22 protein-coding genes are annotated in these 19,831 nt (G+C 69.6%); 5 read left to right on the top strand and 17 right to left on the bottom strand.

Annotated features, from left to right (window positions below; all coding sequences use genetic code 11):
* Window positions 1-21: 21 nt before the first annotated feature.
* The 8 genes from dprA to N1028_RS00880 all read right to left on the bottom strand — a co-directional run bounded on the left by dprA (window position 22) and on the right by N1028_RS00880 (window position 6,465).
* Complete coding sequence (dprA, locus tag N1028_RS00845) at window positions 22-1,473, bottom strand: DNA-processing protein DprA (RefSeq protein ID WP_310795553.1); 1,452 nt, start codon at window positions 1,471-1,473, stop codon at window positions 22-24.
* Window positions 1,474-1,499: 26 nt separating this feature from the next.
* Window positions 1,500-3,032 carry a YifB family Mg chelatase-like AAA ATPase gene (locus N1028_RS00850; RefSeq protein WP_259524853.1) on the bottom strand — a complete coding sequence of 511 codons (1,533 nt, stop codon included), beginning with the start codon at window positions 3,030-3,032 and terminating at the stop codon, window positions 1,500-1,502.
* On the bottom strand, window positions 3,029-3,391 hold the full coding sequence (locus N1028_RS00855) for a YraN family protein (protein WP_259524854.1): 363 nt from the start codon (window positions 3,389-3,391) through the stop codon (window positions 3,029-3,031). Before N1028_RS00855 ends, N1028_RS00850 begins: the two co-directional genes overlap by 4 nt.
* A gap of 108 nt (window positions 3,392-3,499) precedes the next feature.
* Complete coding sequence (locus tag N1028_RS00860; protein WP_022898285.1) at window positions 3,500-3,823, bottom strand: DUF2469 domain-containing protein; 324 nt, start codon at window positions 3,821-3,823, stop codon at window positions 3,500-3,502.
* Window positions 3,824-3,835: 12 nt separating this feature from the next.
* Window positions 3,836-4,561 (bottom strand): ribonuclease HII, encoded by a 726-nt coding sequence (gene rnhB / locus N1028_RS00865; RefSeq protein ID WP_259524855.1) that lies wholly within the window; start codon window positions 4,559-4,561, stop codon window positions 3,836-3,838.
* On the bottom strand, window positions 4,561-5,379 hold the full coding sequence (gene lepB, locus N1028_RS00870) for a signal peptidase I (protein ID WP_259524856.1): 819 nt from the start codon (window positions 5,377-5,379) through the stop codon (window positions 4,561-4,563). The genes rnhB and lepB overlap by 1 nt, the downstream gene beginning before the upstream one ends.
* A gap of 87 nt (window positions 5,380-5,466) precedes the next feature.
* A complete protein-coding gene (gene rplS / locus N1028_RS00875; RefSeq protein ID WP_259524857.1) occupies window positions 5,467-5,814 on the bottom strand; it encodes a 50S ribosomal protein L19 in 348 nt (115 codons plus the stop codon).
* A gap of 150 nt (window positions 5,815-5,964) precedes the next feature.
* The gene (locus N1028_RS00880) at window positions 5,965-6,465 is read right to left on the bottom strand and encodes a hypothetical protein (RefSeq protein ID WP_259524858.1); all 501 of its coding nucleotides are present in this window, start codon (window positions 6,463-6,465) and stop codon (window positions 5,965-5,967) included.
* A gap of 106 nt (window positions 6,466-6,571) precedes the next feature.
* On the opposite strand from N1028_RS00880, the gene map reads away from it, so the two are divergent.
* Window positions 6,572-7,342 carry a type I methionyl aminopeptidase gene (gene map, locus N1028_RS00885; RefSeq protein ID WP_259524859.1) on the top strand — a complete coding sequence of 257 codons (771 nt, stop codon included), beginning with the start codon at window positions 6,572-6,574 and terminating at the stop codon, window positions 7,340-7,342.
* A 2-nt stretch (window positions 7,343-7,344) separates the two neighbouring features.
* On the opposite strand, the gene trmD is transcribed toward map, so the two are convergent.
* The 5 genes from trmD to rpsP all read right to left on the bottom strand — a co-directional run bounded on the left by trmD (window position 7,345) and on the right by rpsP (window position 10,343).
* Window positions 7,345-8,067 carry a tRNA (guanosine(37)-N1)-methyltransferase TrmD gene (gene trmD, locus N1028_RS00890; RefSeq protein ID WP_259524861.1) on the bottom strand — a complete coding sequence of 241 codons (723 nt, stop codon included), beginning with the start codon at window positions 8,065-8,067 and terminating at the stop codon, window positions 7,345-7,347.
* 2 nt (window positions 8,068-8,069) lie between these two features.
* Window positions 8,070-8,723: an endonuclease domain-containing protein gene (locus N1028_RS00895; RefSeq protein WP_259524862.1), complete on the bottom strand. Its 654-nt coding sequence runs from the start codon at window positions 8,721-8,723 to the stop codon at window positions 8,070-8,072.
* A 348-nt stretch (window positions 8,724-9,071) separates the two neighbouring features.
* Window positions 9,072-9,644, bottom strand: a complete 573-nt coding sequence (rimM, locus tag N1028_RS00900; RefSeq protein ID WP_259525323.1) for a ribosome maturation factor RimM — start codon at window positions 9,642-9,644, stop codon at window positions 9,072-9,074.
* On the bottom strand, window positions 9,637-9,873 hold the full coding sequence (locus N1028_RS00905; protein ID WP_259524863.1) for an RNA-binding protein: 237 nt from the start codon (window positions 9,871-9,873) through the stop codon (window positions 9,637-9,639). Before N1028_RS00905 ends, rimM begins: the two co-directional genes overlap by 8 nt.
* 2 nt (window positions 9,874-9,875) lie before the next feature.
* Entirely contained in the window at window positions 9,876-10,343 is a 468-nt protein-coding gene (gene rpsP, locus N1028_RS00910; protein ID WP_259524864.1) for a 30S ribosomal protein S16, read from the bottom strand.
* 175 nt (window positions 10,344-10,518) lie between these two features.
* On the opposite strand from rpsP, the gene N1028_RS00915 reads away from it, so the two are divergent.
* On the top strand, window positions 10,519-11,652 hold the full coding sequence (locus N1028_RS00915; protein ID WP_259524865.1) for a glutamate--cysteine ligase: 1,134 nt from the start codon (window positions 10,519-10,521) through the stop codon (window positions 11,650-11,652).
* 64 nt (window positions 11,653-11,716) lie between these two features.
* On the opposite strand, the gene N1028_RS00920 is transcribed toward N1028_RS00915, so the two are convergent.
* Together N1028_RS00920 and ffh are read right to left on the bottom strand one after the other, a co-directional pair.
* Window positions 11,717-12,445, bottom strand: coding sequence for an LLM class flavin-dependent oxidoreductase (locus N1028_RS00920; protein ID WP_259524866.1), 729 nt, complete (start codon window positions 12,443-12,445; stop codon window positions 11,717-11,719).
* Window positions 12,446-12,500: 55 nt separating this feature from the next.
* Window positions 12,501-14,078 (bottom strand): signal recognition particle protein, encoded by a 1,578-nt coding sequence (gene ffh / locus N1028_RS00925; RefSeq protein WP_259524867.1) that lies wholly within the window; start codon window positions 14,076-14,078, stop codon window positions 12,501-12,503.
* A gap of 106 nt (window positions 14,079-14,184) precedes the next feature.
* Between ffh and N1028_RS00930 the strand changes: the two genes are divergently transcribed.
* On the top strand, window positions 14,185-15,555 hold the full coding sequence (locus N1028_RS00930) for an MFS transporter (RefSeq protein ID WP_259524868.1): 1,371 nt from the start codon (window positions 14,185-14,187) through the stop codon (window positions 15,553-15,555).
* 44 nt (window positions 15,556-15,599) lie between these two features.
* Window positions 15,600-16,526, top strand: coding sequence for an LLM class flavin-dependent oxidoreductase (locus tag N1028_RS00935; protein ID WP_259524869.1), 927 nt, complete (start codon window positions 15,600-15,602; stop codon window positions 16,524-16,526).
* Window positions 16,527-16,567: 41 nt separating this feature from the next.
* Here the strand turns inward: N1028_RS00935 and N1028_RS00940 are convergent, their stop codons facing one another.
* Complete coding sequence (locus N1028_RS00940) at window positions 16,568-18,832, bottom strand: LLM class flavin-dependent oxidoreductase (protein WP_259524870.1); 2,265 nt, start codon at window positions 18,830-18,832, stop codon at window positions 16,568-16,570.
* Window positions 18,833-18,896: 64 nt separating this feature from the next.
* On the opposite strand from N1028_RS00940, the gene N1028_RS00945 reads away from it, so the two are divergent.
* A complete protein-coding gene (locus tag N1028_RS00945; RefSeq protein WP_259524871.1) occupies window positions 18,897-19,250 on the top strand; it encodes a winged helix-turn-helix transcriptional regulator in 354 nt (117 codons plus the stop codon).
* Here the strand turns inward: N1028_RS00945 and N1028_RS00950 are convergent.
* The gene (locus tag N1028_RS00950; protein ID WP_259524872.1) at window positions 19,198-19,731 is read right to left on the bottom strand and encodes a TetR/AcrR family transcriptional regulator; all 534 of its coding nucleotides are present in this window, start codon (window positions 19,729-19,731) and stop codon (window positions 19,198-19,200) included. The genes N1028_RS00945 and N1028_RS00950 overlap by 53 nt on opposite strands.
* Between the last annotated feature and the right edge of the window lie 100 nt (window positions 19,732-19,831).

Here is a 19,831-nt window from a genome sequence, read left to right on the forward strand (position 1 = left end):
TCGACGATCGCCGCCAGCAGGTCACGATCGCAGCCAGCCGGAGGAGATCTCGCGGGCCGTGCCTTCCAGAGAGAGCGCTCCGAGTGCCGCCTCGACCTCACGGAGACCGAGGCCGGAGCGCCTCGCCAGGTCGGCGACGTCCCGAGCCACCCGCTTGCTGAGGGCGTCGTGGACCCTGGTCGGACCCGCGGCGAGACTTGGGCGGCTCGGCACCCCAGCAACGACGGGGGCGGTGGCAGCCGCCGAGGTCGCAACCGCCGAGGTCGCAGCCGCCGAGGTCGCAGCCGGAGCCGAGTCTCGTGGCGTTCGCCCCGTCGGCGGAGCACCAGTCGAGGGCACGCCCGACGCGGGCGGTCGTTCGGGTTCGCCCACGAGCCCATCGAGCAGCGACGGCTGCTGGTTCAGGCGACCGAGGGCGAGCTCGGCCACCTCCGCTGCCGAGGTGACGCACACCGCGTCGTACTCGCGCAGAAGCCGGTGGCACCCCGCCGAGTTGACGCTCGTGACCGGCCCGGGTACCGCCCCGAGGGCCCGACCGAGCGCCGCGGCGTGACCCGCCGTGTTGAGCGATCCCGATCGGTGCCCCGCCTCGACCACCACCGTCGCCACCGACGTCGCGGCGATGAGTCTGTTGCGCTGCAGGAAGCGCCATCGCGTGGGAGCGGCTCCGCAGGGCAGTTCGGAGACGACCGCTCCCGAGTCGATGATGCGTCTGAGGAGGTCTCCGTGGCCACTGGGATACAGGCGATCGACCCCGCCTGCCAGGTAGGCGATGGTGGTGCCGCTCGAAGCCAGCGCCGCTCGGTGGGCGATCCCGTCGATCCCGTAGGCGGCCCCCGAGACGATCGAGAAGCCGCGGTCGGAGAGCCCGGCCGCGAGGTCCATCGCGACGTGCTCGCCGTAGTTCGTGGCGTCTCGCGAACCGACGAGCGCGACCGCCTCACCCGGGCCGCGGAGGTGCGAGAGATCTCCCCGCACCCACAGTGCGATCGGAGCGTGGGGGCCCAGATCGGCTAGCCCCTCCGGCCAGGCCGGATCACCCGGAACGACGAACTGCGCGCGGTGGTGAGCGGCCGCCTTCAACGCGGTCAGCACGGTCTTCGACGCCAACCGCGGCTTCCAGCGCTCGAGCGCTGCGGCCACGTCGGCGGGCGGGAGATCAGGGCGCGCGTGCGCCGAGCACGCACCCACCCATTCGTCGGGCGAGCGTCGCTCGAGCAGCATCGACAGCGCTCGGTCGGCGCCGAACTCACCCACGACGATCCCGGCGATCACATCTCCCGGTTCGACGAGGCTCGACCAGGCCGCCCGGGCGAACCGCTCATCGATCGACGCGACACCGTCGCGCGTCGCGTCGTCCGGGATGGCGGTCGCGGTCGCGGTTGCCGCTGCGGAATCCACCGGAACCGACGGAGCACCTTCACCGGGAGCGAGGATCTCCGGCGGAGTCACGGCCCGCACGACGGACTCCACGTGGGCACGATCCAGATGGTGCAGCATCACGTGGTCACCGACTTGCGGAGGAACAGTGCGCGCCCGATGTGCTGGGCCGACGGCGCCGCCGCCGTGTCGAGGTCGGCGAGCGTCCACGCGACCCGCAGCACGCGGTCGTAGCCACGCATCGTGAGGGTGCCGCGCTCGAGGGCGCGGTCGATGGGTGATGTGACGGCCACGGGGAGGCGGCGCGACCCCGTGCGGAACCAGGAGCCCGGCACCTCCGCGTTGGTGCGCCAGGGCGTGGCGGTCAGGCGCGCTGCGGCCACCTCCCGCGCTCCTTCGACCCGCAGCCGTGCCGAGGCCGTCGTCTCACGCGACGGCTCCCCCGCCAGGCGGATGGCGGCGGTGGTGACACGGTTGACGCGCAACTGCAGGTCGACCCGGTCGAGCAACGGCCCCGACAGCCGACCCAGATACCGCCGACGGGCGATCGACGTGCAGACGCACGCGATGTCGGAGGTTCCGTGCTGACCGCACGGACACGGGTTCGCTGCGAGCACGAGCTGGAAGCGGCCCGGGAAGTGCGCGACGCTGCTCGCCCGGTGGATGGTGATGGTGCCGGACTCGAGCGGCTGCCGCAGCGTGTCGAGCACCGCGGCGGGGAACTCGGGCGCCTCGTCGAGGAAGAGCACGCCGTGGGCAGCCCGCGCCGCCGCTCCCGGACGGATGATCTTCGAACCGCCTCCGACGAGCGCCGCTGCCGACGACGTGTGGTGGGGACTCTCGAGCGGGGGTCTGGTGACGAGACCGTCGAGCGACCGCCCCGAGAGCGACGTGAGCGACGTGACCACGAGCGACTCCTCGGGCGAGAGGTCGGGCAGGAGCGCCGGGAGCCGATGCGCCAGCATGGTCTTGCCCGCACCGGGCGGACCGAGCATGAACAGGTGGTGCGCACCGGCGGCGGCCACCACCAGCGCCTCGACGGCGTCCGGGTTGCCCACGACGTCGGCCAGATCACCGACCTCCGTGACGGGCGCCGGCACGGCCTTCGGCACGATCGCCTCGAGCTCCTGCGGCTCGAGCTCGGCGCCGTGCCGGATGAGGGCATCCCGGAGGGACGTGACCGTCTCGACCGAGACATCCGGGACCAATCGGGCCTCGGTCTCGTTGCCCCGCGGCACGACGAACCGCCGGTGCCCCGCCGCCCGTGCCGCCACGATGGCCGGGAGCACGCCCTGCATCGGGCGCACCCGGCCGTCGAGACTCAGCTCGCCGAGGTGCACGACGTCGGCGATGGCCGCGTGGTCGATCACTCCCTCGGCCGCGAGCACCGCCACCGCGATGGCGAGATCGTAGGTGGAGCCGTGCTTGGGCAGTGCCGCCGGTGAGAGGTTGACGACGATCTTCTTGGCCGGCAGCGGACTCCCGCCGTTGGCCGCGGCCGCCCGCACGCGGTCTTTCGCGTCGGAGAGCGCCGCATCCGGGAGCCCGATGAGCTGGAAGCCCGGGATCGCATCCGCGATGTGCGCCTCCACCTCGACGACCGCTCCCGAGAGGCCGAGCAGCGCCACCGACAGCGTGCGCGCCACCATCACTCCACCTCGCGAAGGTGCTCGATGGCGGGACTCGCGCTCCAGCTCGGCGAGACGATGCCCACCACGTCGATGCGCCGGCGCACCGCACGGTGCTCCGGATGCTCCGCCGCCCACGCGGCCGCGAGCAGGTGCAGCCGCTTGAGCTTGGCAGGCGTGATCGCCTCGAACGGATGTCCGTACGCGACCGACGACCGCGTCTTGACCTCGACGATCACGAGCTCGGGACCGTCTCTCGCGACGATGTCGATCTCGCCCACCGCGCACCGCCAGTTGCGCGCCAGGATGTCGAATCCCGACTCCGTCAGGTAGTCGGCCGCGATGCCCTCACCGCGGCGGCCCAGTTCGTCTTTCGCCTTCATAACTGCCTCCGCGACAAGGATGCGCGGCGGGGGGCCCAGGCGAACCGGGGAGGTCGGATCTGTGGAAAGGCGACCGAACCGGCAGTGGTGTGGAGGAGAGGCGGAGGCCTACTCGTCGAGCGCGAGCTCCTTGGGCAGCTCGAAGTCCTTGCTCGAGAGCTCCTCGACGTTCACGTCCTTGAAGGTCAGCACACGCACCGACTTCACGAACCGGTCGGAGCGGTACACGTCCCACACCCAGACATCGTTCATGGTGAGCTCGAAGTAGAAGTCGTGCTCCGTGTCGCGACGGGCCAGCTCGACCTCGTTGGCGAGGTAGAAGCGGCGCTCGGTCTCGATCACGTACTTGAACTGCGAGACGACGTCGCGGTATTCGCGGTACAGCGCCAGCTCGACCTCACGGTCGTAGTCTTCGAATTCGTCCTCGTCCATCGTGGGTCCAGTCTAGGCCGCAGAACCTTCGGCACGGGACGGGTCGCCGAAGAGCTTCGTGAGCCAGGTGCGGCGATGCAGATCGGTGGCACCGCGCTCCAGCAGGGCGTCTCGGTGCTCCTCGCTCGCGTAACCCTTGTTGCGCGCCCAGCCGTAGGGCGGGTGGATGGAGTCGTGCTCGATCATGAGACGGTCGCGCGCCACCTTCGAGATGACGGACGCCGCGGCCACCGACGCGCAGTCGCGGTCGGCCTTGATCTGGGTGCGGATCGTCAAAGGCGTCGACAGGGCCGGCGTGAGCCAGTCGAAGTGGCCGTCGAGGATGATCGTCGCGGCCATCACGTCGACCCCCACCGCGTGCAGCTCGGTGAGGGCGCGCTTGCCGGCGAGACCCAGGCAGGCGCTGATGCCGATCCGGTCGATCTCGTCGGCCGACGCATAGCCGACGGCATGGGCGACGCCCCACGACGCCGCGATCGGCGCGAGCTCCTCCCGGCGAGGCTCCGAGAGCATCTTCGAGTCGCGGAGGCCCTTCGGCACCGACCGGGTGCGCCGCACGTCGATCACGCAGAGGCCGACCGCGACGGGTCCGGCGAGTGCGCCGCGCCCGACCTCGTCGCATCCGATCACGAACCCGCTGTGCGCAGCCACCGCATCCGGCGACCCGGCGGCGGCACCAGCAGCCCCGGCCCGCACGAGAGCCCGCTCGAGCCTCAGCGTCGGATCTGCGACCGCCACTACTCCCCGCCCGTCGTCGTCGAGGCCGGCGCCGGCTCGACGGCGGCGGCCGCATCCGGAACCGAGCTGAACACCGAACCGTAGTTGTCGAGCCAGGTCCAGTGGTCCACCGGCCAGGTCACGAGGATGGCCCGCCCGACGACGTTCTCGATCGGCACGAAGCCCTTCCCGGGCTGGTCCTGGTTGAAGCGCGAGTCGGCGGAGTTGTAGCGGTTGTCGCCCATCACCCAGAGCGAGCCTTCGGGCACGACGACGTCGAAGGACTCCTGCGAGACGGCCGAGACGCCATCCGGAAGCTTGAGGTAGGCGCTCTCGTCGAGCGGCACGCCGTTGACGGTCATCTGGCCGAGGGCGTTGCAGCACGCCACATGGTCGCCCGGCAGGCCGATGACGCGCTTGATGAGGTGGTCGTTGGCGTCGTCGGCGGCGAGGCCGACTCCCTCGAGAACCCAGTCGAGAGCGGCGGCGACCGGGTTCTTCTCGGGCTCGGCGACCGCGGGGAGCCAGCCGCCCGGATCCTGGAACACCACGACGTCGCCTCGCTCGAGCGGGATGAGGCCGGGCTCGAGCTGGTTGACGAGGATGCGGTCGTCGATCTGCAGCGTGTTCTCCATCGAACCCGAGGGGATGAAGAACGACCGCACGAGGAAGGTCTTGATGAGCACGGAGGCGAGCAGGGCCACCACGAAGATGATGAGCAGGTCGCGGGCGAACAGCCACGCGCTCCGCTGCCGCTTGGACCGCCTCTGTTCGGCGGTGTCGCCCTCAGCCTGCTCGTCTGAGGGCACCCCGTTCTGGGGTGCTGTGATGTCTGTCATTTAACCGCCTGAGCTCCCGAACCACTGTAGTGGCCGGGAGCTCAGGATGCCTTTCATCGCACGCTCGGCATGCGGTGAATTCAGAGGCTACGCGTCGCGCTTCTCCTTGATCTTGGCCTTCTTGCCGCGGAGGTTGCGCAGGTAGTACAGCTTGGCGCGGCGGACGTCTCCGCGGGTGACGACCTCGATGTGGTCGATCACGGGCGAGTGCACCGGGAAGGTGCGCTCGACGCCCACCTGGAAGCTGACCTTGCGGACGGTGAAGCTCTCGCGGACACCCTCGTTCTTGCGGGCGATGACGACGCCCTGGAAGACCTGGATGCGCGAGCGCGTGCCTTCGACGATGTTCACGTGCACCTTGACGGTGTCGCCGGCACGGAAGTCGGGGATGTCGCTCCGGAGCGACGCTGCGTCGACTGAGTCGAGGATGTGCATGGTTGTTCGCAATCTGCACCCGCCACAGGTCGAGCACGGCTTCGTTTGTCAGAAGTGGATGTGCCCGATGAACGCTGGCTCCCCTGTGGCAGAACCGGGCCGTGGCACAAGGGTCAATTGTGCCACAGAACTCGGGCGCGCCGCAAAGCGCTAGATGCGCGGTGGGGTGCGGCCGTCGGCGGAGGTCTCGATGACGATGTACTCGCCATCGATCCGCGATGTGCGGGGCGGCGCCTGAAGGCGCGACGCCTGCTCCTCGAAGCCCGCGAGGGCCGAGCGCACGCGCTTGCGCGTCTCGACCACGAGCTGCACGATGCCTGACCAGAACAGCGCGATCAGCGCGACCACCGAGAGACTGCCGAGCACCGCGGTGGCGGGGGTGAAGAAGCCCACTGAGATGACGAGACCGTGCAGCACGGTGAGGAGCGCGACGTCGAGCCACGAGACGCACTTGTCGGCCCGCACGTCTTTTCGCGCGAAGATGAGCCCTGCGGTGGCGAGCATGCCGACGGTGAGCATCATGACGCCGACGATCAGACCCAGGATCTGCCAGCCCGTCGCGGCGAAGACGCCCCAGCCGACGAGGATCCAGGCCGGCAGGATCACTGCGGCCGGGAACTGCCAGTAGAAGAACGCACGACGGATGAGCACGACTCCAGAGTATTGAGCCTCTCCGCATGTTCGCTGAGACTCGGGTGTATAGGGTCTTCATGGGTGCCGTCACCGCGCATCCGGCAGTGTGCGGAAGGATTCCAGGATGATCGAGCTCAAGACCCCGGCCGAGATCGAGCAGATGCGGCCGGCGGGTGCGTTCGTGGCCTCGGTGCTGACCGAGCTGGCCTCGAAGGCGGCTGTGGGCGTCAACCTCCTGAAGCTCGACAAGATCGCGCACGACATGATCACGGCACGCGGCGCGGAGTCCTGCTACATCGACTACCACCCCTCGTTCGGCGCCTCGCCCTTCGGCAAGGTGCTCTGCACGAGCGTCAACGACGCCGTGCTGCACGGACTCCCCCACGACTACGCGCTCCGCGACGGCGACGTCCTGAGCCTCGACTTCGCCGCCTCGGTCGACGGCTGGGTGTCGGACTCGGCGCTCACGGTGGTGGTCGGGACCCCTCGCTCACCCGAGGACACCCGGCTGATCGAGGTCACCACCGCAGCCCTCGAAGCCGGGATCGCGGCGGCCCAGCCCGGCGGGCGGCTCGGCGACATCTCGGCTGCCATCGGCGCCGTCGCATCCGAGGCCGGCTACGGCATCAACACCGACTTCGGTGGGCACGGAGTCGGCCGCACGATGCACGGCGACCCGCACGTGCCGAACCAGGGGCGCGCCAACCGCGGGCTGCCCCTTCGGGCGGGGCTCGTGATCGCGATCGAGCCGTGGTTCCTCGAGACCACCGACAAGATCTACACCGACAAGGACGGCTGGACGCTGCGATCGGCCGACGGATCGGTGGGAGCGCACATGGAGCACACCGTGGCCATCACGGAGGACGGTCCGCTCGTGCTGACCGCACGCAGCTAGACCTACTCGTTCGGCAGGAGGTCGGGAGGTAGGAGGTCGGGGCGCACCGTGCGGGTGCGCTCGATCTGCTGGGCTCGGCGCCAGTCGTCGATGGCCCTGTGGTTGCCGCTCAAGAGGATCGGCGGCACCTCGAGCCCTCGCCAGGCGGCGGGCTTGGTGTAGCTCGGGTACTCGAGCAGGCCGTCCTCGTGCGACTCCTCGACGAGGCTCTCGGGGTTGCCGACGACGCCGGGGATCAGCCGCCCGATCGCCTCGATCATCGCCATGACGGCGACCTCGCCACCGTTCAGCACGTAGTCGCCGATGCTGACCAGGCGCACCTCGGCGCGGGTGGCCGCATGGTCGAAGACGCGCTGATCGATGCCCTCGTAGCGGCCGCAGCCGAAGACGAGGTGCTCACGCTGGGCGAGCTCGCGCGCCATCTTCTGCGTGAAGACGGTGCCGGCCGGGGAGGGGAAGATGACGACGGGGGCGTCACCTCCGGGCGCCTCCGTCTCGGTCGGCAGGATGCTGTCGAGCGCCTCGCCCCACGGTTCCGGCTTCATGACCATACCGGCGCCGCCGCCGTAGGGGGTGTCGTCGACGGTGCGGTGGCGGTCGTGGGTGAACTCACGGAGGTTGTGCGCCGTGACGTCGAGCAGACCTGTCTGACGGGCCCTTCCTAGCAGCGAGATGTCGAGCACGTCGAAGAACTCGGGAAAGATCGTGACGACGTCGATGCGCATCCTCAAAGCCTAACGGCGAGGCCCTCCTTGACATGCCGGGGCGACCAGCGGTGCTCGTGCCGGGCGACGAGCCGGCGGATGACCGCGATCACGCGCGGCCACTCCCCCATGACCTGGTCGTAGCTGAGACGGAGGACGAGACAGCCGCATTCGATGAGCGCGAGGTCTCGGGAGCGATCTCGCGCGTAGGCCGAGGCGCCCGAGTGCCATTCGCGGCCGTCGACCTCGAGCACGAGGCGGTCGCCGATGAGGATGTCGACGCGGCCGGCGCCCGGGATCTGCACCTGGGAGCGATAGGGGATGTTGTAGCGGTGGAGGCCGAGACGGGCCTTCGTCTCGAGGCCGGAGGCGGCGCCGGGATCCGTCAGCTCGAGCAGGGCGCGGTACTTGGCCGGGAGGTGCGCGGTGAGGGACTCGAGCTCGGCGCGTGAGACGCGGCCGAAGTGGAGGGCCGAGTCGAGGGTGACGACGGCGTCGTCCCGGGGCTGGCAGGTGACGGCGTGGAGGAGGGCCCAAGGGAAGGGGTCCACCGGGCCCTCGGGTTCTGGCAGGTCGGCCCGGTGGGAGCGGTGGAGCGCGATGCCGAAGCGCTCGGGGCGGCCGAGCGGGATGCGGCGGTCGTGCGGGGACGAGAGGTTGTGGGCTGCAGGGCCCACTCGAACATGCAGGCGCGAGTCATTCAGGCACCAGACCCGCTCGCGCCTCAACACGGACAGGCAGGTCAGTCGACCACCGACTCGAACAGCTTGGATTACATCCGAAGGACCGTCCGGCAGCGCTACCCAGCCGCGACGGAGGCGAAGAACGGACTCGCGCTCGACGGCGTCGTTGATTGTCGTGAGTCGGACTCCGCGCGCAACCAGCGCCGCTGTTGACGCAACGCCACCGGCTCGATCGAGCTCTTCAATGAGATGAGACATGCTCATCATTATGGCGTGCCGAATATCGGTAGAAATGTCGAGGACCGACCCCGTATATGGAGTCGGTCCTCGGCATTTCTACTGTTACTCGGCGGGGGGCGCCTCGGGCTCGTCGGGTAGCTCCTCGAAGAGGCCCGCGGGTGGCGTGACGGTGACGATTCCCGCCGCGAGGTCGACCGAGGGGACGATCTCCTTCACGAAGGGCACCATCACCTCGCCCGAGTCGGTCTTCACGATGAGCAGGTCCTGCGCCGGGAAGTGCTCCACGAGCTTGACCGTGCCCACCTGCTCGCCGTCGCGCTCCACGCGGAGGCCGACGAGCTGATGGTCGTACCAGGCGTCCTCCTCGTCGGAGGAGTCGTCGTTCTCCTCGAGGTCGATCCAGAGGATCGCCTTCACGAGCGCTTCGGCCGCCGAGCGGTCGGAGACGCCCTTGAAGAAGCCCACGGGGTGGCTGTTGTACCAGCGCAGCTCCGCGAGCTCGAGGGACTTGCCGTGCCAGGGCGACGACGTCGGCACCTGGAGGCTGAACACCGCGCCCGGAACGAAGCGTCGTTCCGGGTCGTCGGTGAACAGCTCGAGCTTGATCGCGCCCTTCAGCCCGTGGGCCTTGGTGAGGCGACCGACCCGCAACTGGGTCTTCTTGTTCTCAGTAATCGGTGTCCACCACGTCTACACGCACGCGCTTGCCGTCGGCCAGCGCGGTCACGAGGGTGCGCAGCGCCTTGGCGGTGCGACCCGATCGACCGATCACGCGACCGAGGTCGTCGGGGTTCACACGAACCTCGAGGACCTCGCCGCGCGGGGAACTCTTCGTCACGACACGCACGTCTTCAGGATTGTCGACGATGCCCTTGACGAGGTGCTCCAGTGCGGGTGCGAGCAAGGTCAGGCCTTGTCTGCAGCGTCTTCGGTGGCCTCGACGGCCGCCTCGTTCGCCTCGGTGTCGGTCGCCGCGGCGGCCTCGGCGTCGGCAGCAGCCTCGGCCTCGACGACGGCGGGCTTCTCGGCCTTGGGCTTCAGCACGGGCTTCTTCTTCTCGTCGGCCACGAAGGCCTCCTTCTCGCCCTTGACGCGCACGGTCGAGACCGCGTCCTTGTCGCCCTTGAACTTGCCCCAGTCGCCCGTGAGCTTCAGGAGTGCGGCGACCTGCTCGGTCGGCTGGGCGCCGACGGAGAGCCAGTACTGCGCACGGTCGGAGTCGACCTTGATGACCGAGGGCTCCTCGGTGGGGTGGTACTGACCGATCTCCTCGATCACGCGACCGTCGCGCTTGGTGCGCGAGTCGGCGACGACGATGCGGTAGTAGGGCGCACGGATCTTGCCGAGGCGCTTCAGACGGATTTTGACAGCCACAATTCTCCTGTGTGATCTATTAGGTGGGCGAACTGACAGCCGTGAGCGTGGGGGCACACTCGGCAAAAGCTCTAAGGGAATCTGTCCGCCTGATTAGAGGGTCGGGCGAGAACAGACTCGACTGGCTATTCTGACAGATAACGCGCTCGATGCGGTAATTCTGGGAAGGCTTTGCATGGAGATCAGGTTCACCGAGTCGGAACGCTCCACTCTCGGCATCGAGTGGGAAGTGGCTCTGGTGGAGCAGAGCTCCGGCGATCTCGTCTCGGTCGCGGGTGACGTGCTCGAGGCGCTGCAGGGTGCCGGCGGTTCCGATCACCCCCAGATCACGGGCGAGCTGCTCCTCAACACGGTCGAGCTGGTCACCCGCGTGCACCACCGGGTGGCGGATGCTGTCGACGACCTGCAGGCGCAGCTCGCCGAGGTGCGTGCCATCACGGATCCGCTCGACGTCGAGCTCATGTGCGCGGGATCTCATCCGTTCGGCCAGTGGTTCGAGCAGACCGTCACCGACAAGGAGCGCTACCACAAGCTCATCGACCGCACCCAGTGGTGGGGTCGCAACATGATGATCTGGGGCATCCACGTGCACGTCGGCATCGATGACCGCGAGAAGGCGCTGCCGATCGTCAACTCCCTGCTCAACTACTACCCGCACCTGCAGGCCCTCAGCGCGTCGAGCCCGTTCTGGGGCGGTGTCAACACGGGGTACGCGAGCAACCGGGCGCTCATGTTCCAGCAGCTGCCCACCGCGGGCCTGCCGTATCAGTTCGGCAGCTGGGCGAACTACGAGGAGTACGTCGACGACCTCATCCGCACGGGGGTGATCAGCGACCACACCGAGGTGCGCTGGGACATCCGGCCGAGCCCGCAGTGGGGCACGGTGGAGATGCGGGCGTGCGACGGGCTGTCGAGCCCCGAGGAGATCGGCGCGGTCGCCGCGCTCATCCAGTGCCTCGTCGACGACATGTCCCAGCGTCTCGACGACGGCGAAGAGCTGCCCACCATGCAGCCCTGGTTCGTGCGCGAGAACAAGTGGCGGGCGGCGCGCTACGGAATGGAGGCCGAGATCATCCTCAACGCCGCCGGCGACGAGCAGCTGGTCACGGATGCGGTGCGCGGCGAACTCGAACGCCTCGCCCCGGTCGCCGAGCGGCTCGGCTGCGCGGCGGAGCTCGACCAGGTGAACCTCATCCTCGACCACGGCGCCAGCTACCAGCGCCAGCTCCGCGTGGCGGAGCAGAACGGCGGGAGCCTGCGGGCGGTGGTGGCCTCGCTCACCAAAGAGCTCCGGCACGGGGTGTCTTAGCTGCTGAGCCGGTCGTGCTGCGCGCGGCCGGCTCAGGTCGCGCGCAGCACGACCCGCACAGCAGCTAGAGAGAGTCCCTCCACGCCAACAGCTCCTTCGCTCCCGAGAGGTCGAGGTCGGGGCCGGAGATGCCGAGGGTGAAGAGGGTGACGCCCGCCTCGAGCTGACGATCGAGCAGGGCGCGGTCGCTCGTCTGCGAGCTGATCGTGCCGGTCGAGACCTCGATCTCGGAGGGGTCGCGCCCCACCTTGTCACACCACTCGCGGAGCACGACGAGCTTGCGCTCGAGGGTCTCCACGTCGGAAAAGGAGTGCCAGATGTCGGCGTGCTCGGCCACGATGCGGAGGGTCTTCTTCTCGCCGCCGCCGCCGAGCGCATCGAGTCGCTGACCGGCGGTGCCGAACTCGTAGCCGTACTCGTCGTAGTCGCGCTCGAACCAGCCCGATCCGATGCCGAAGATCAGCCGTCCCTCGTCGCCGGGGTTCTTGGCGCTGATGTGGTCGACTGTGCGGGCCATGTCGGCAAGGAGCTCGGGGTTGCGGTAGCTGTTGCAGGTCACGAGCGGACCGAACTGGATCCGGGAGGTCTGCTCGGCCCAGGCGGCGAGCATCGTCCAGCCCTCGAAGTGCAGGCCGTCGGGCTCGCCGGAGAGCGGGTAGAAGTGGTCCCAGTTGAAGGCGATGTCGACGCCCAGGTCTTCGAGGGCGGCGAGGGTGTCGCGGATGGCACGGTATTCGGCGTGCTGGGGTGCGATCTGCACGCCGATGCGCACAGGGCGGGAAGGAGTCGTCATGGTGCCAGCATAGGCACGGCGACGGGCCGCGTGACAGGACCTCCGAGGCCCTGTCTCAGCGGAGGAACCGCTGCAGCGCCTCGAGCTCCTCGGGGCTCGGGCTCGGCGTGCCGTCGGCAGCCTTCGAGCCGAGGCCGAAGCCGGCGCCTCCCGAGGTGCCGGCCGCCACAGCGGGCTTCTCCCCCGAAGCACGCGCCGCGTTCTCCGCAGCGCGCTTCGCGGGGTTGCCCGACCGCGATCCGCTCTTCTTCTTGGCCTGCGGCTTGCCACGGCCGCCCCCGAAGCCGGCGCCCGGGATGGGGCCCATGCCCGGCACGTTCGGCATGCCGCCCTTGGCCACCGTCTTCATCATCTTCGAGGCCTGCTCGAATCGCTGCACGAGGGAGTTGACGTCGGTGACGGTCATGCCGGAACCGCGCGCGATGCGGAGGCGTCGCGAGCCGTTGAGCAGCTTGGGGTTGGCGCGCTCGGCCTTGGTCATCGACTGGATGATCGCCTCGGTGCGCACGATCTCCTTCTCGTCGAAGTTCTCGAGCTGCTGCTTGAGGCCGCCGGCACCAGGCAGCATGCCCATCATCTTCTTGATGCTGCCCACGTTGCGGAGCTGCTGCATCTGCTTCAGGAAGTCGTCGAGCGTGAACGAGTCGGTCGCGAACTTCTCGGCGACCGCGCGCGCCTCCTCCTCGTCGAAGGCCGACTGGGCCTGCTCGATGAGGGAGAGGATGTCACCGAGGTCGAGGATGCGGGACGCCATGCGGTCCGGGTAGAAGGGCTCGAAGTCGTCGAGCGTCTCGCCTGTGGAGGCGAAGATGATGGGGCGGCCGGTGACCGAGGCCACCGAGAGGGCGGCACCACCGCGCGCGTCGCCGTCGAGCTTCGTGAGCACGACGCCGGTGAAGTCGACGCCCTCCTGGAAGGCGCGGGCCGTGGCCACGGCGTCCTGACCGATCATGGCGTCGATCACGAAGAGCACCTCGTCGGGGCTCACGGCCTTCCGGATGTCGGCAGCCTGCTTCATCATGTCGGCGTCGACACCGAGACGGCCGGCTGTGTCGATGATGACGGTGTCGTACTGCTTGTCGATGGCGAACTTGATCGAGTCCTTCGCCACGCGTACGGGGTTGCCCACGCCGTTGCCGGGCTCGGGCGCGTAGACGGGCACGCCCGCCTGGCCTCCGACGACCTGGAGCTGATTGACGGCGTTGGGGCGCTGGAGGTCGGCGGCGACCAGGAGCGGAGTGTGGTTGTCTTTCGCGAGCCACTTGGCGAGCTTGCCCGCGAGGGTGGTCTTGCCGGCACCCTGGAGGCCCGCGAGCATGATGATGGTGGGCGGGCGCTTGGCGAACTCGAGCCGGCGCTGCTGGCCGCCGAGGATCTGCACGAGCTCCTCGTTGACGATCTGCACGACCTGCTGAGCCGGGTTGAGCGCCCGGTTGACCTCGTCGCCGAGGGCGCGCTCGCGCACCTTGCCCGTGAACTCCTTCACGACCTCGAGCGCGACGTCGGCGTCGAGCAGGGCGCGGCGGATCTCGCGAACGGTCGAATCGACGTCCGCGGGGCTCAGCTTGCCCTTCGTGCGGAGGTTCTTGAAGGTTTCGGCGAGCCTGTCCGAGAGATTTCCAAAAGTAGCCATCGTGCAGCCAGTTTATTCGCTCGGGCGGGGCGCCTGCTGTACGGCCTGCTCCAAGGGTCCCGTGCGATACTAGTTAGCAGATGATAACTACGAGTGCGGCGAGAGCATGAGCGCGATGTTCCGCTCGCTCGCGAGCATCGACTACCGCATCTGGTTCGCCGGCGCGCTCGTGTCGAACATCGGCACCTGGATGCAGCGCACGGCCCAGGACTGGATCGTGCTCACCGAGCTCACCGACCACGACGCCGTTGCCGTGGGCATCACGATGGCTCTGCAGCTCGGGCCGCAGCTGCTGCTCGTGCCCTTCTCCGGACTCATCGCCGACCGGCTGGACCGCCGGCGGACGCTCATGGCCACCCAGGCCGCCATGGGCATCCTGGGGCTCGGTCTCGGCGTGATCGTGGTGACGGGGTTCGCCCAGCTGTGGATCGTGTACGCATTCGCCCTGCTGCTCGGCATCGCCTCGGCGATCGACGCCCCGGTGCGGCAGACCTTCGTCTCCGAGCTCGTCTCGGGCGCGCACGTGGGGAACGCCGTGGCGCTCAACTCCGCGTCGTTCAACGCGGCACGCACCATCGGGCCGGCGATCGCCGGCGTGCTCGTGGTGCTGATCGGGGCCGGCTGGGTGTTCATCGTGAACGGGATCACGTTCGCGGCCGTGCTCGTGTCGCTGCGCTTCATCCGACCGTCCCGGCTCGTTCCCGCCGTGCGGGCGCCCCGGGCGAAGGGGCAGCTGCTCGAGGGGTTCCGGTACGTGAGGGGACGGCCCGACCTCGTGATCGTGTTCCTGATCGTGTTCGTCGTGGGCACCTTCGGCTTCAACTACCCGATCTTCACCTCGACGATGGCGACCGTGGAGTTCGGGTTGGACTCCGCGGGCTTCGGACTGCTCACCGCCGTGATGGCCGTGGGATCGGTGGCGGGAGCCCTCGTCTCGGCCAGTCGCGACAAGCCGCGGCTGCGACTGGTGTTCCTGGCGTCGGCGGCGTTCGGCGTCTTCGCGCTGCTCGCGGCCATCGCACCGAGCGCGTGGCTGTTCGCGGGAGCGCTCGTGCTGATCGGGTTCGCCGGGCAGATCCTCATGACGACCGCCAACGGGACCGTGCAGACCACGACCGATCCGGTGATGCGCGGGCGTGTGATGGCGCTGTACATGGCGATCTTCGTGGGCGGTACCCCGCTCGGCGCACCGCTGCTCGGCGCCGTCGCGAACACGCTCGGGCCGCGTTGGGCGCTCGGGCTGGCGGCCCTGGCGGGGGTCGCGGCATTCGCGCTCGGGGTGATGTGGCTCGTCGTGTACCGGGATGCGCGGGTGCGGGTGGGCAGCGGATCACGGTGGCGGCTGCGCGTGGAGTTCGGTCCACGCGACCGGATGGCCGGGTCGATGACCGCCACCGGGTCGTTCGCGGCCCTCCCGAGGCGCGAGGAGCTCGCGGAGGAACTGGAGCTCGACGAAGCCGACGCCCGGCGCACCTGAGCCCGGGTCGCACGGGTGTCGGCGGTGGCTGACACACTGGGCGCATGCGTCACGGAATCGTCATCCTCCCGCAAGACCCCTGGCTCGTCGCCCGCGAGAAGTGGCAGCGGGCCGAGAGCCTGGGCTTCGACCACGCCTGGACCTACGACCACCTGAGCTGGCGGTCGCTCGCGGGCGAGCCGTGGGGCGCCACCGTGCCCACGCTCACGGCCGCCGCCTTGGTGACCGATCGCATCCGACTCGGCACCTTCGTGGCCTCGCCGAACTTCCGGCATCCGGTGACGTTCGCGAAGGAGCTCGCGACGCTCGACGACATCTCCGGGGGGCGCTTGATCGCGGGTCTCGGCAGCGGCGGCACCGGGTTCGACGCCTTCGTGCTGGGGCAGGCCTCGCTGAGCCCGCGGGAGCGGCACGAGCGGTTCACCGAGTTCGTCGACGGTCTCGACGAACTGCTGCGATTCGAGAGCGGGAGCGAGACCGCGCCGGAGAGCGTCGGTGTCGGCGCCGGCTTCTCCTTCGACGGCGCCTGGTACACGGCGCGCCACTCCCGCATGGTGGGCGAGCCCGTTCAGCGACCCCGCATGCCGTTCGTGCTCGCGGCCAACGGCCCCAAGGGCCTCGCGCTCGTCTCGAGGGTCGCGGAGGGCTGGGTCACCACGGGCGGCGACGGACTCACGGGCGAGCAGTGGTGGCGGGCGGTGGCCGAGCTCTCGGCGCGCCTCGACGAGGCCGCGGTGGCGGGTGGGCGCGATCCGCTCACGCTCGACCGCTACCTCTCGCTCGACTCCGGAGGGGTGTTCTCCCTCGAGAGCGCCGACCGCTACGAGGAGCTCTGCGGCCGGGCTGCCGAGCTCGGGTTCACCGATGTCATCAGTCACTGGCCACGCGCCGAGGGGATCTACGCCGGGCGCGAGGCCGTGCTCGACGAGGTGGCGGGCCGGCTCGCCGAGGAGCGGGACGTGCGCGACTGACGCGACGTGCCGGATCAGCCGGTCAGGCCAGGTTGAACCGGTCAGGCCACGTTGAAGTTGTCGCGAAAGAGGTTGTCGGGGTCGTAGCGGCTCTTGAGTGATCGCAGTCGCTCGAGAGTCGCGGGTGGGAACGCATCCGTGATCCGCTCGGCCCTGAGGTCGGTCTCGAAGCTCAGGTAGAGGCCGTCGAAGTGGTGGTGCAGCTCGTCCCATACGGCGTCGAGCCGCTCGCGGTCGGCTCCGAACGCGATGACGGAGAAGTTGGCCGCCCGGCCCGCGTAGGCCGTCGCGGCGGGATCGATGTCGGAGACGGCGCCACCGACCGAGCGGATCTGGAAGAAGTAGACCAGACCGGTCGCGAGCATCCGTTCTGCCGCCGCTGCGAACTCGGGCGTGATGTGCTCGATCAGGCCCGATCGGGTCGCGGGGTCGCCGCGACCGTCGTGGGGCCCGGCCTGCGCGTTCGCCATCAGTGCCGGGTAGGTGGTGATCTGCACCGACTGCTGCACGAGCGGCGCGAGGGCGGCGAAGGGCTGCAGGCGCTCGAGGATCGTGTCGGCGTCGGGTGAGTCGACCACCGTCATGGTCTGGGCGACGGCCGGCTGACCGCGGCGGGGAGCCCCCATGATGAGGAAGCTCGTGAGGTCGCGCGGCGCCGCCTCGACGAGCGCGCCCCACCCCTCGAGGAACTCCGCGGTCTCGGAGGCATCGAATGCGAGCTGCGCCCAGCCGAGCTCGCCCACCTCGTCGACCTCGAACTCGAACGACACGACGATGCCCATGTTGGCGCCCGCCCCGCGCACGGCCCAGAACAGGTCGGCGTTCTCAGTCTCGCTCGCTCGCACGACCGAGCCGTCGGCGAGCACGACGACGGCAGCACGCAGGTGGTCGATGGTGAGCCCGTGCTCACGGGCGAGCCAGCCGATGCCGCCCGCGGTGGCGAGGCCGCCGACACCGACCCCACCGTAGTCGCCCGAGCTGAGCCCCCAGCCGTGGGTGCCGAGCGCCGCCGCGACGTCCATCCAGCGGGCACCGGGCTCGATCCGCACGAGCCGCCGCTCGTCGTCGAGCACCTCGATGGCCGCGAGGCGAGAGAGGTCGATCACGATGCCGCCGTCGTTCGTGGAACGGCCGCTGATGCCGTGGCCGCCGCTGCGCACCCCGAGCGAGACGTGCGGATGCGCGCGGGCGAAGGCGAGCGCGTCGACCACCTCGGCGACCGACTGCGGTTGCAGCACGATGCCCGGAGACCCGCCACGGAGGTAGGTGGAGCGCACTCGAGCGAACGCGGAGTCGCCCGGCTCGACCGCACGGGCCACGAGCGAGGCCGGGAGCGCCTCGTAGTCGATCCCCTCCCGGCGAAGAGCCACGGCACTCGCCCGCCGCACGGGCGACTCGGTGCGGCTGTCTCCGCCCAGCTCGCGATCGACCGCCTCGCGGAGGCCGGGCACGACCTCGAGCGCGAACTGCTGCATCGTGGAGGGGTCGTCGGAGGCCAGGATGAGGGTGCTGACTCCCTGCTCAACCACCAGCGGCAGCAGCTCGTCGACCCATTGAGCGCTCGGCCCGGTGAGGAGCCCACCGCTCGCAGCCGGTGCGGTGAAGCGGCCGCCGATGTTGAGCAGGCGGCGGATCTCGCGCGGGTCGCGCCCCGCCGCCACGGCCGCCTCGTCGATGGCCGCGTTGCCGCGCTCGAGGTCGCCCGGCTGCAGGTACGAGAGCGAGGGTAGCCAGCCGTCGGCCTTCCGGCCCGTGAGCCGCAGCATGCGCGGTTTGTAGGCGCCGAGCCAGATCGGGATGTCGTGCGCCGGGAGGGGTCCGCGCTTGGCGCCGTCCACCCTGTGGTGCTCGCCACCTGCGCGCAGCGGCGAGCGCTTCCCCGCATCCCAGATGCCGCGGATGACGTCGATCGCCTGCGACAGCGCATCGACGGCCTGGCCCGGGGTCAGCCGCCCTCCGCCCATCGCCGCGATCGCGTCCCAGAACGCACCGGAGCCGAGGCCCAGGTCGAACCGGCCGCCCGAGAGCAGGTCGAGGCTCGCGGCCGATCGCGCGAGCACGGCGGGCTGCCGGAGCGGGAGGTTGAGCACGTTCGGCGCGAGGTGAACTCGTTCGGTGCGCGCGGCGATCCACGTGAGCAGAGTCCAGGTGTCGTGGAAGCCCGGCTGATACGGGTGGTCCTGGAAGGTCACGAGATCGAAGCCGAGCGACTCCGCGAGCTCGGCGAGGTGCACGGCAGATTCGGGCGGCGCGTTCACCGGGGTGATGAAGGTTCCGACCTGCAGACGGTGACCGTAGTGGGGCATGCCTCCATGCTCGCAGTGGGCACCCGATGCACCAACCACGCCGTTAGCCGCTTACGATAGGTGAGTGAGCATCGAGACCTCCCCCGCATCCACGCCCGTCTGGCATCACATCGACGACGCCGAGTGCCGGCGCTTCCAGAGCTCGGTCGAGCTGGTCGGCAAGCGCTGGAGCTCGGGCATCCTGCTGGCGGTGGCGCAGGGCTCGAGCCGGTTCAGCGAGATCGTGGCGACGGTCACGGGCCTCTCGGACCGACTGGCCTCCCAGCGGCTGAAGGAGCTCGAGCAGGCCGGGCTGGTGCATCGCGAGGTGATCGCCACGACGCCGGTGCAGATCCACTACTCCCTCACGGATCGCGGGGCCGACCTCATGAAGTCGCTGCAGCCCCTGGTGTCGTGGGGGCAGCGCTGGGCCCGCTGAAGGCGGAGTGGAAGAGCGCCCACGCGCGGCGGGCGACCTCGGGGCGGCGTTCGGCCGGGGTCCAGCCGAGCACCCCGGCGAGCATGGAGACGGCGAGCATGACGTCGGCGCCGGTGACGTGGGGGGCGAGAAGCCCGGCCGCCCGATCGCGCGCCACGAGGGTGTCGACGACGGCCTGCACGCGGGTGCCGAGGTGGGCGACGCGCGGGTCGTCGATGTCGGCCGTGATGAGGTCGATGAGCGCCTTCGACACGAGGGCCTGCTCGATGATCAGGGACAGCAGGTCATCGAGGGACGACTCCGGCCGCTCCTCGAGGGCTTCGAGCTCCTCGATGTTCTCGTCGAAGACGGCGACGGCGAGGCTCACGCGGTCGGGGAAGTGCCGGTAGAGGCTGCCCTGGCCGACGCCTGCCTTCTTGGCCACCGCGCTGAGGGGGGCGTGGAGGCCGGTGTCGACGAAGATCTCGCGTGCGGCCGACACGAGGGCACGTCGATTTCCGGGCCCGGCACTCGGGCCACGATTCGCTTTCGACACCTCGGGCACGGGGTGTAGCCTACTTGCGGACAGAGTTGTCCGGTAG

This window comes from Herbiconiux oxytropis (genome assembly GCF_024979315.1).
Taxonomy (GTDB): Bacteria; Actinomycetota; Actinomycetes; order Actinomycetales; family Microbacteriaceae; genus Herbiconiux; species Herbiconiux oxytropis.

What these genes read in the sequence shown, in the direction of transcription:
- N1028_RS00855 (WP_259524854.1), bottom strand. Translation starts at nt 3,391, where the DNA reads ATGAAGGCGAAAGACGAACTGGGCCGCCGCGGTGAGGGCATCGCGGCC.
- N1028_RS00860 (WP_022898285.1), bottom strand. Translation starts at nt 3,823, where the DNA reads ATGGACGAGGACGAATTCGAAGACTACGACCGTGAGGTCGAGCTGGCG.
- lepB (WP_259524856.1), bottom strand. Translation starts at nt 5,379, where the DNA reads ATGACAGACATCACAGCACCCCAGAACGGGGTGCCCTCAGACGAGCAG.
- rplS (WP_259524857.1), bottom strand. Translation starts at nt 5,814, where the DNA reads ATGCACATCCTCGACTCAGTCGACGCAGCGTCGCTCCGGAGCGACATC.
- map (WP_259524859.1), top strand. Translation starts at nt 6,572, where the DNA reads ATGATCGAGCTCAAGACCCCGGCCGAGATCGAGCAGATGCGGCCGGCG.
- trmD (WP_259524861.1), bottom strand. Translation starts at nt 8,067, where the DNA reads ATGCGCATCGACGTCGTCACGATCTTTCCCGAGTTCTTCGACGTGCTC.
- N1028_RS00915 (WP_259524865.1), top strand. Translation starts at nt 10,519, where the DNA reads ATGGAGATCAGGTTCACCGAGTCGGAACGCTCCACTCTCGGCATCGAG.
- N1028_RS00920 (WP_259524866.1), bottom strand. Translation starts at nt 12,445, where the DNA reads ATGACGACTCCTTCCCGCCCTGTGCGCATCGGCGTGCAGATCGCACCC.
- ffh (WP_259524867.1), bottom strand. Translation starts at nt 14,078, where the DNA reads ATGGCTACTTTTGGAAATCTCTCGGACAGGCTCGCCGAAACCTTCAAG.
- N1028_RS00930 (WP_259524868.1), top strand. Translation starts at nt 14,185, where the DNA reads ATGAGCGCGATGTTCCGCTCGCTCGCGAGCATCGACTACCGCATCTGG.
- N1028_RS00935 (WP_259524869.1), top strand. Translation starts at nt 15,600, where the DNA reads ATGCGTCACGGAATCGTCATCCTCCCGCAAGACCCCTGGCTCGTCGCC.
- N1028_RS00940 (WP_259524870.1), bottom strand. Translation starts at nt 18,832, where the DNA reads ATGCCCCACTACGGTCACCGTCTGCAGGTCGGAACCTTCATCACCCCG.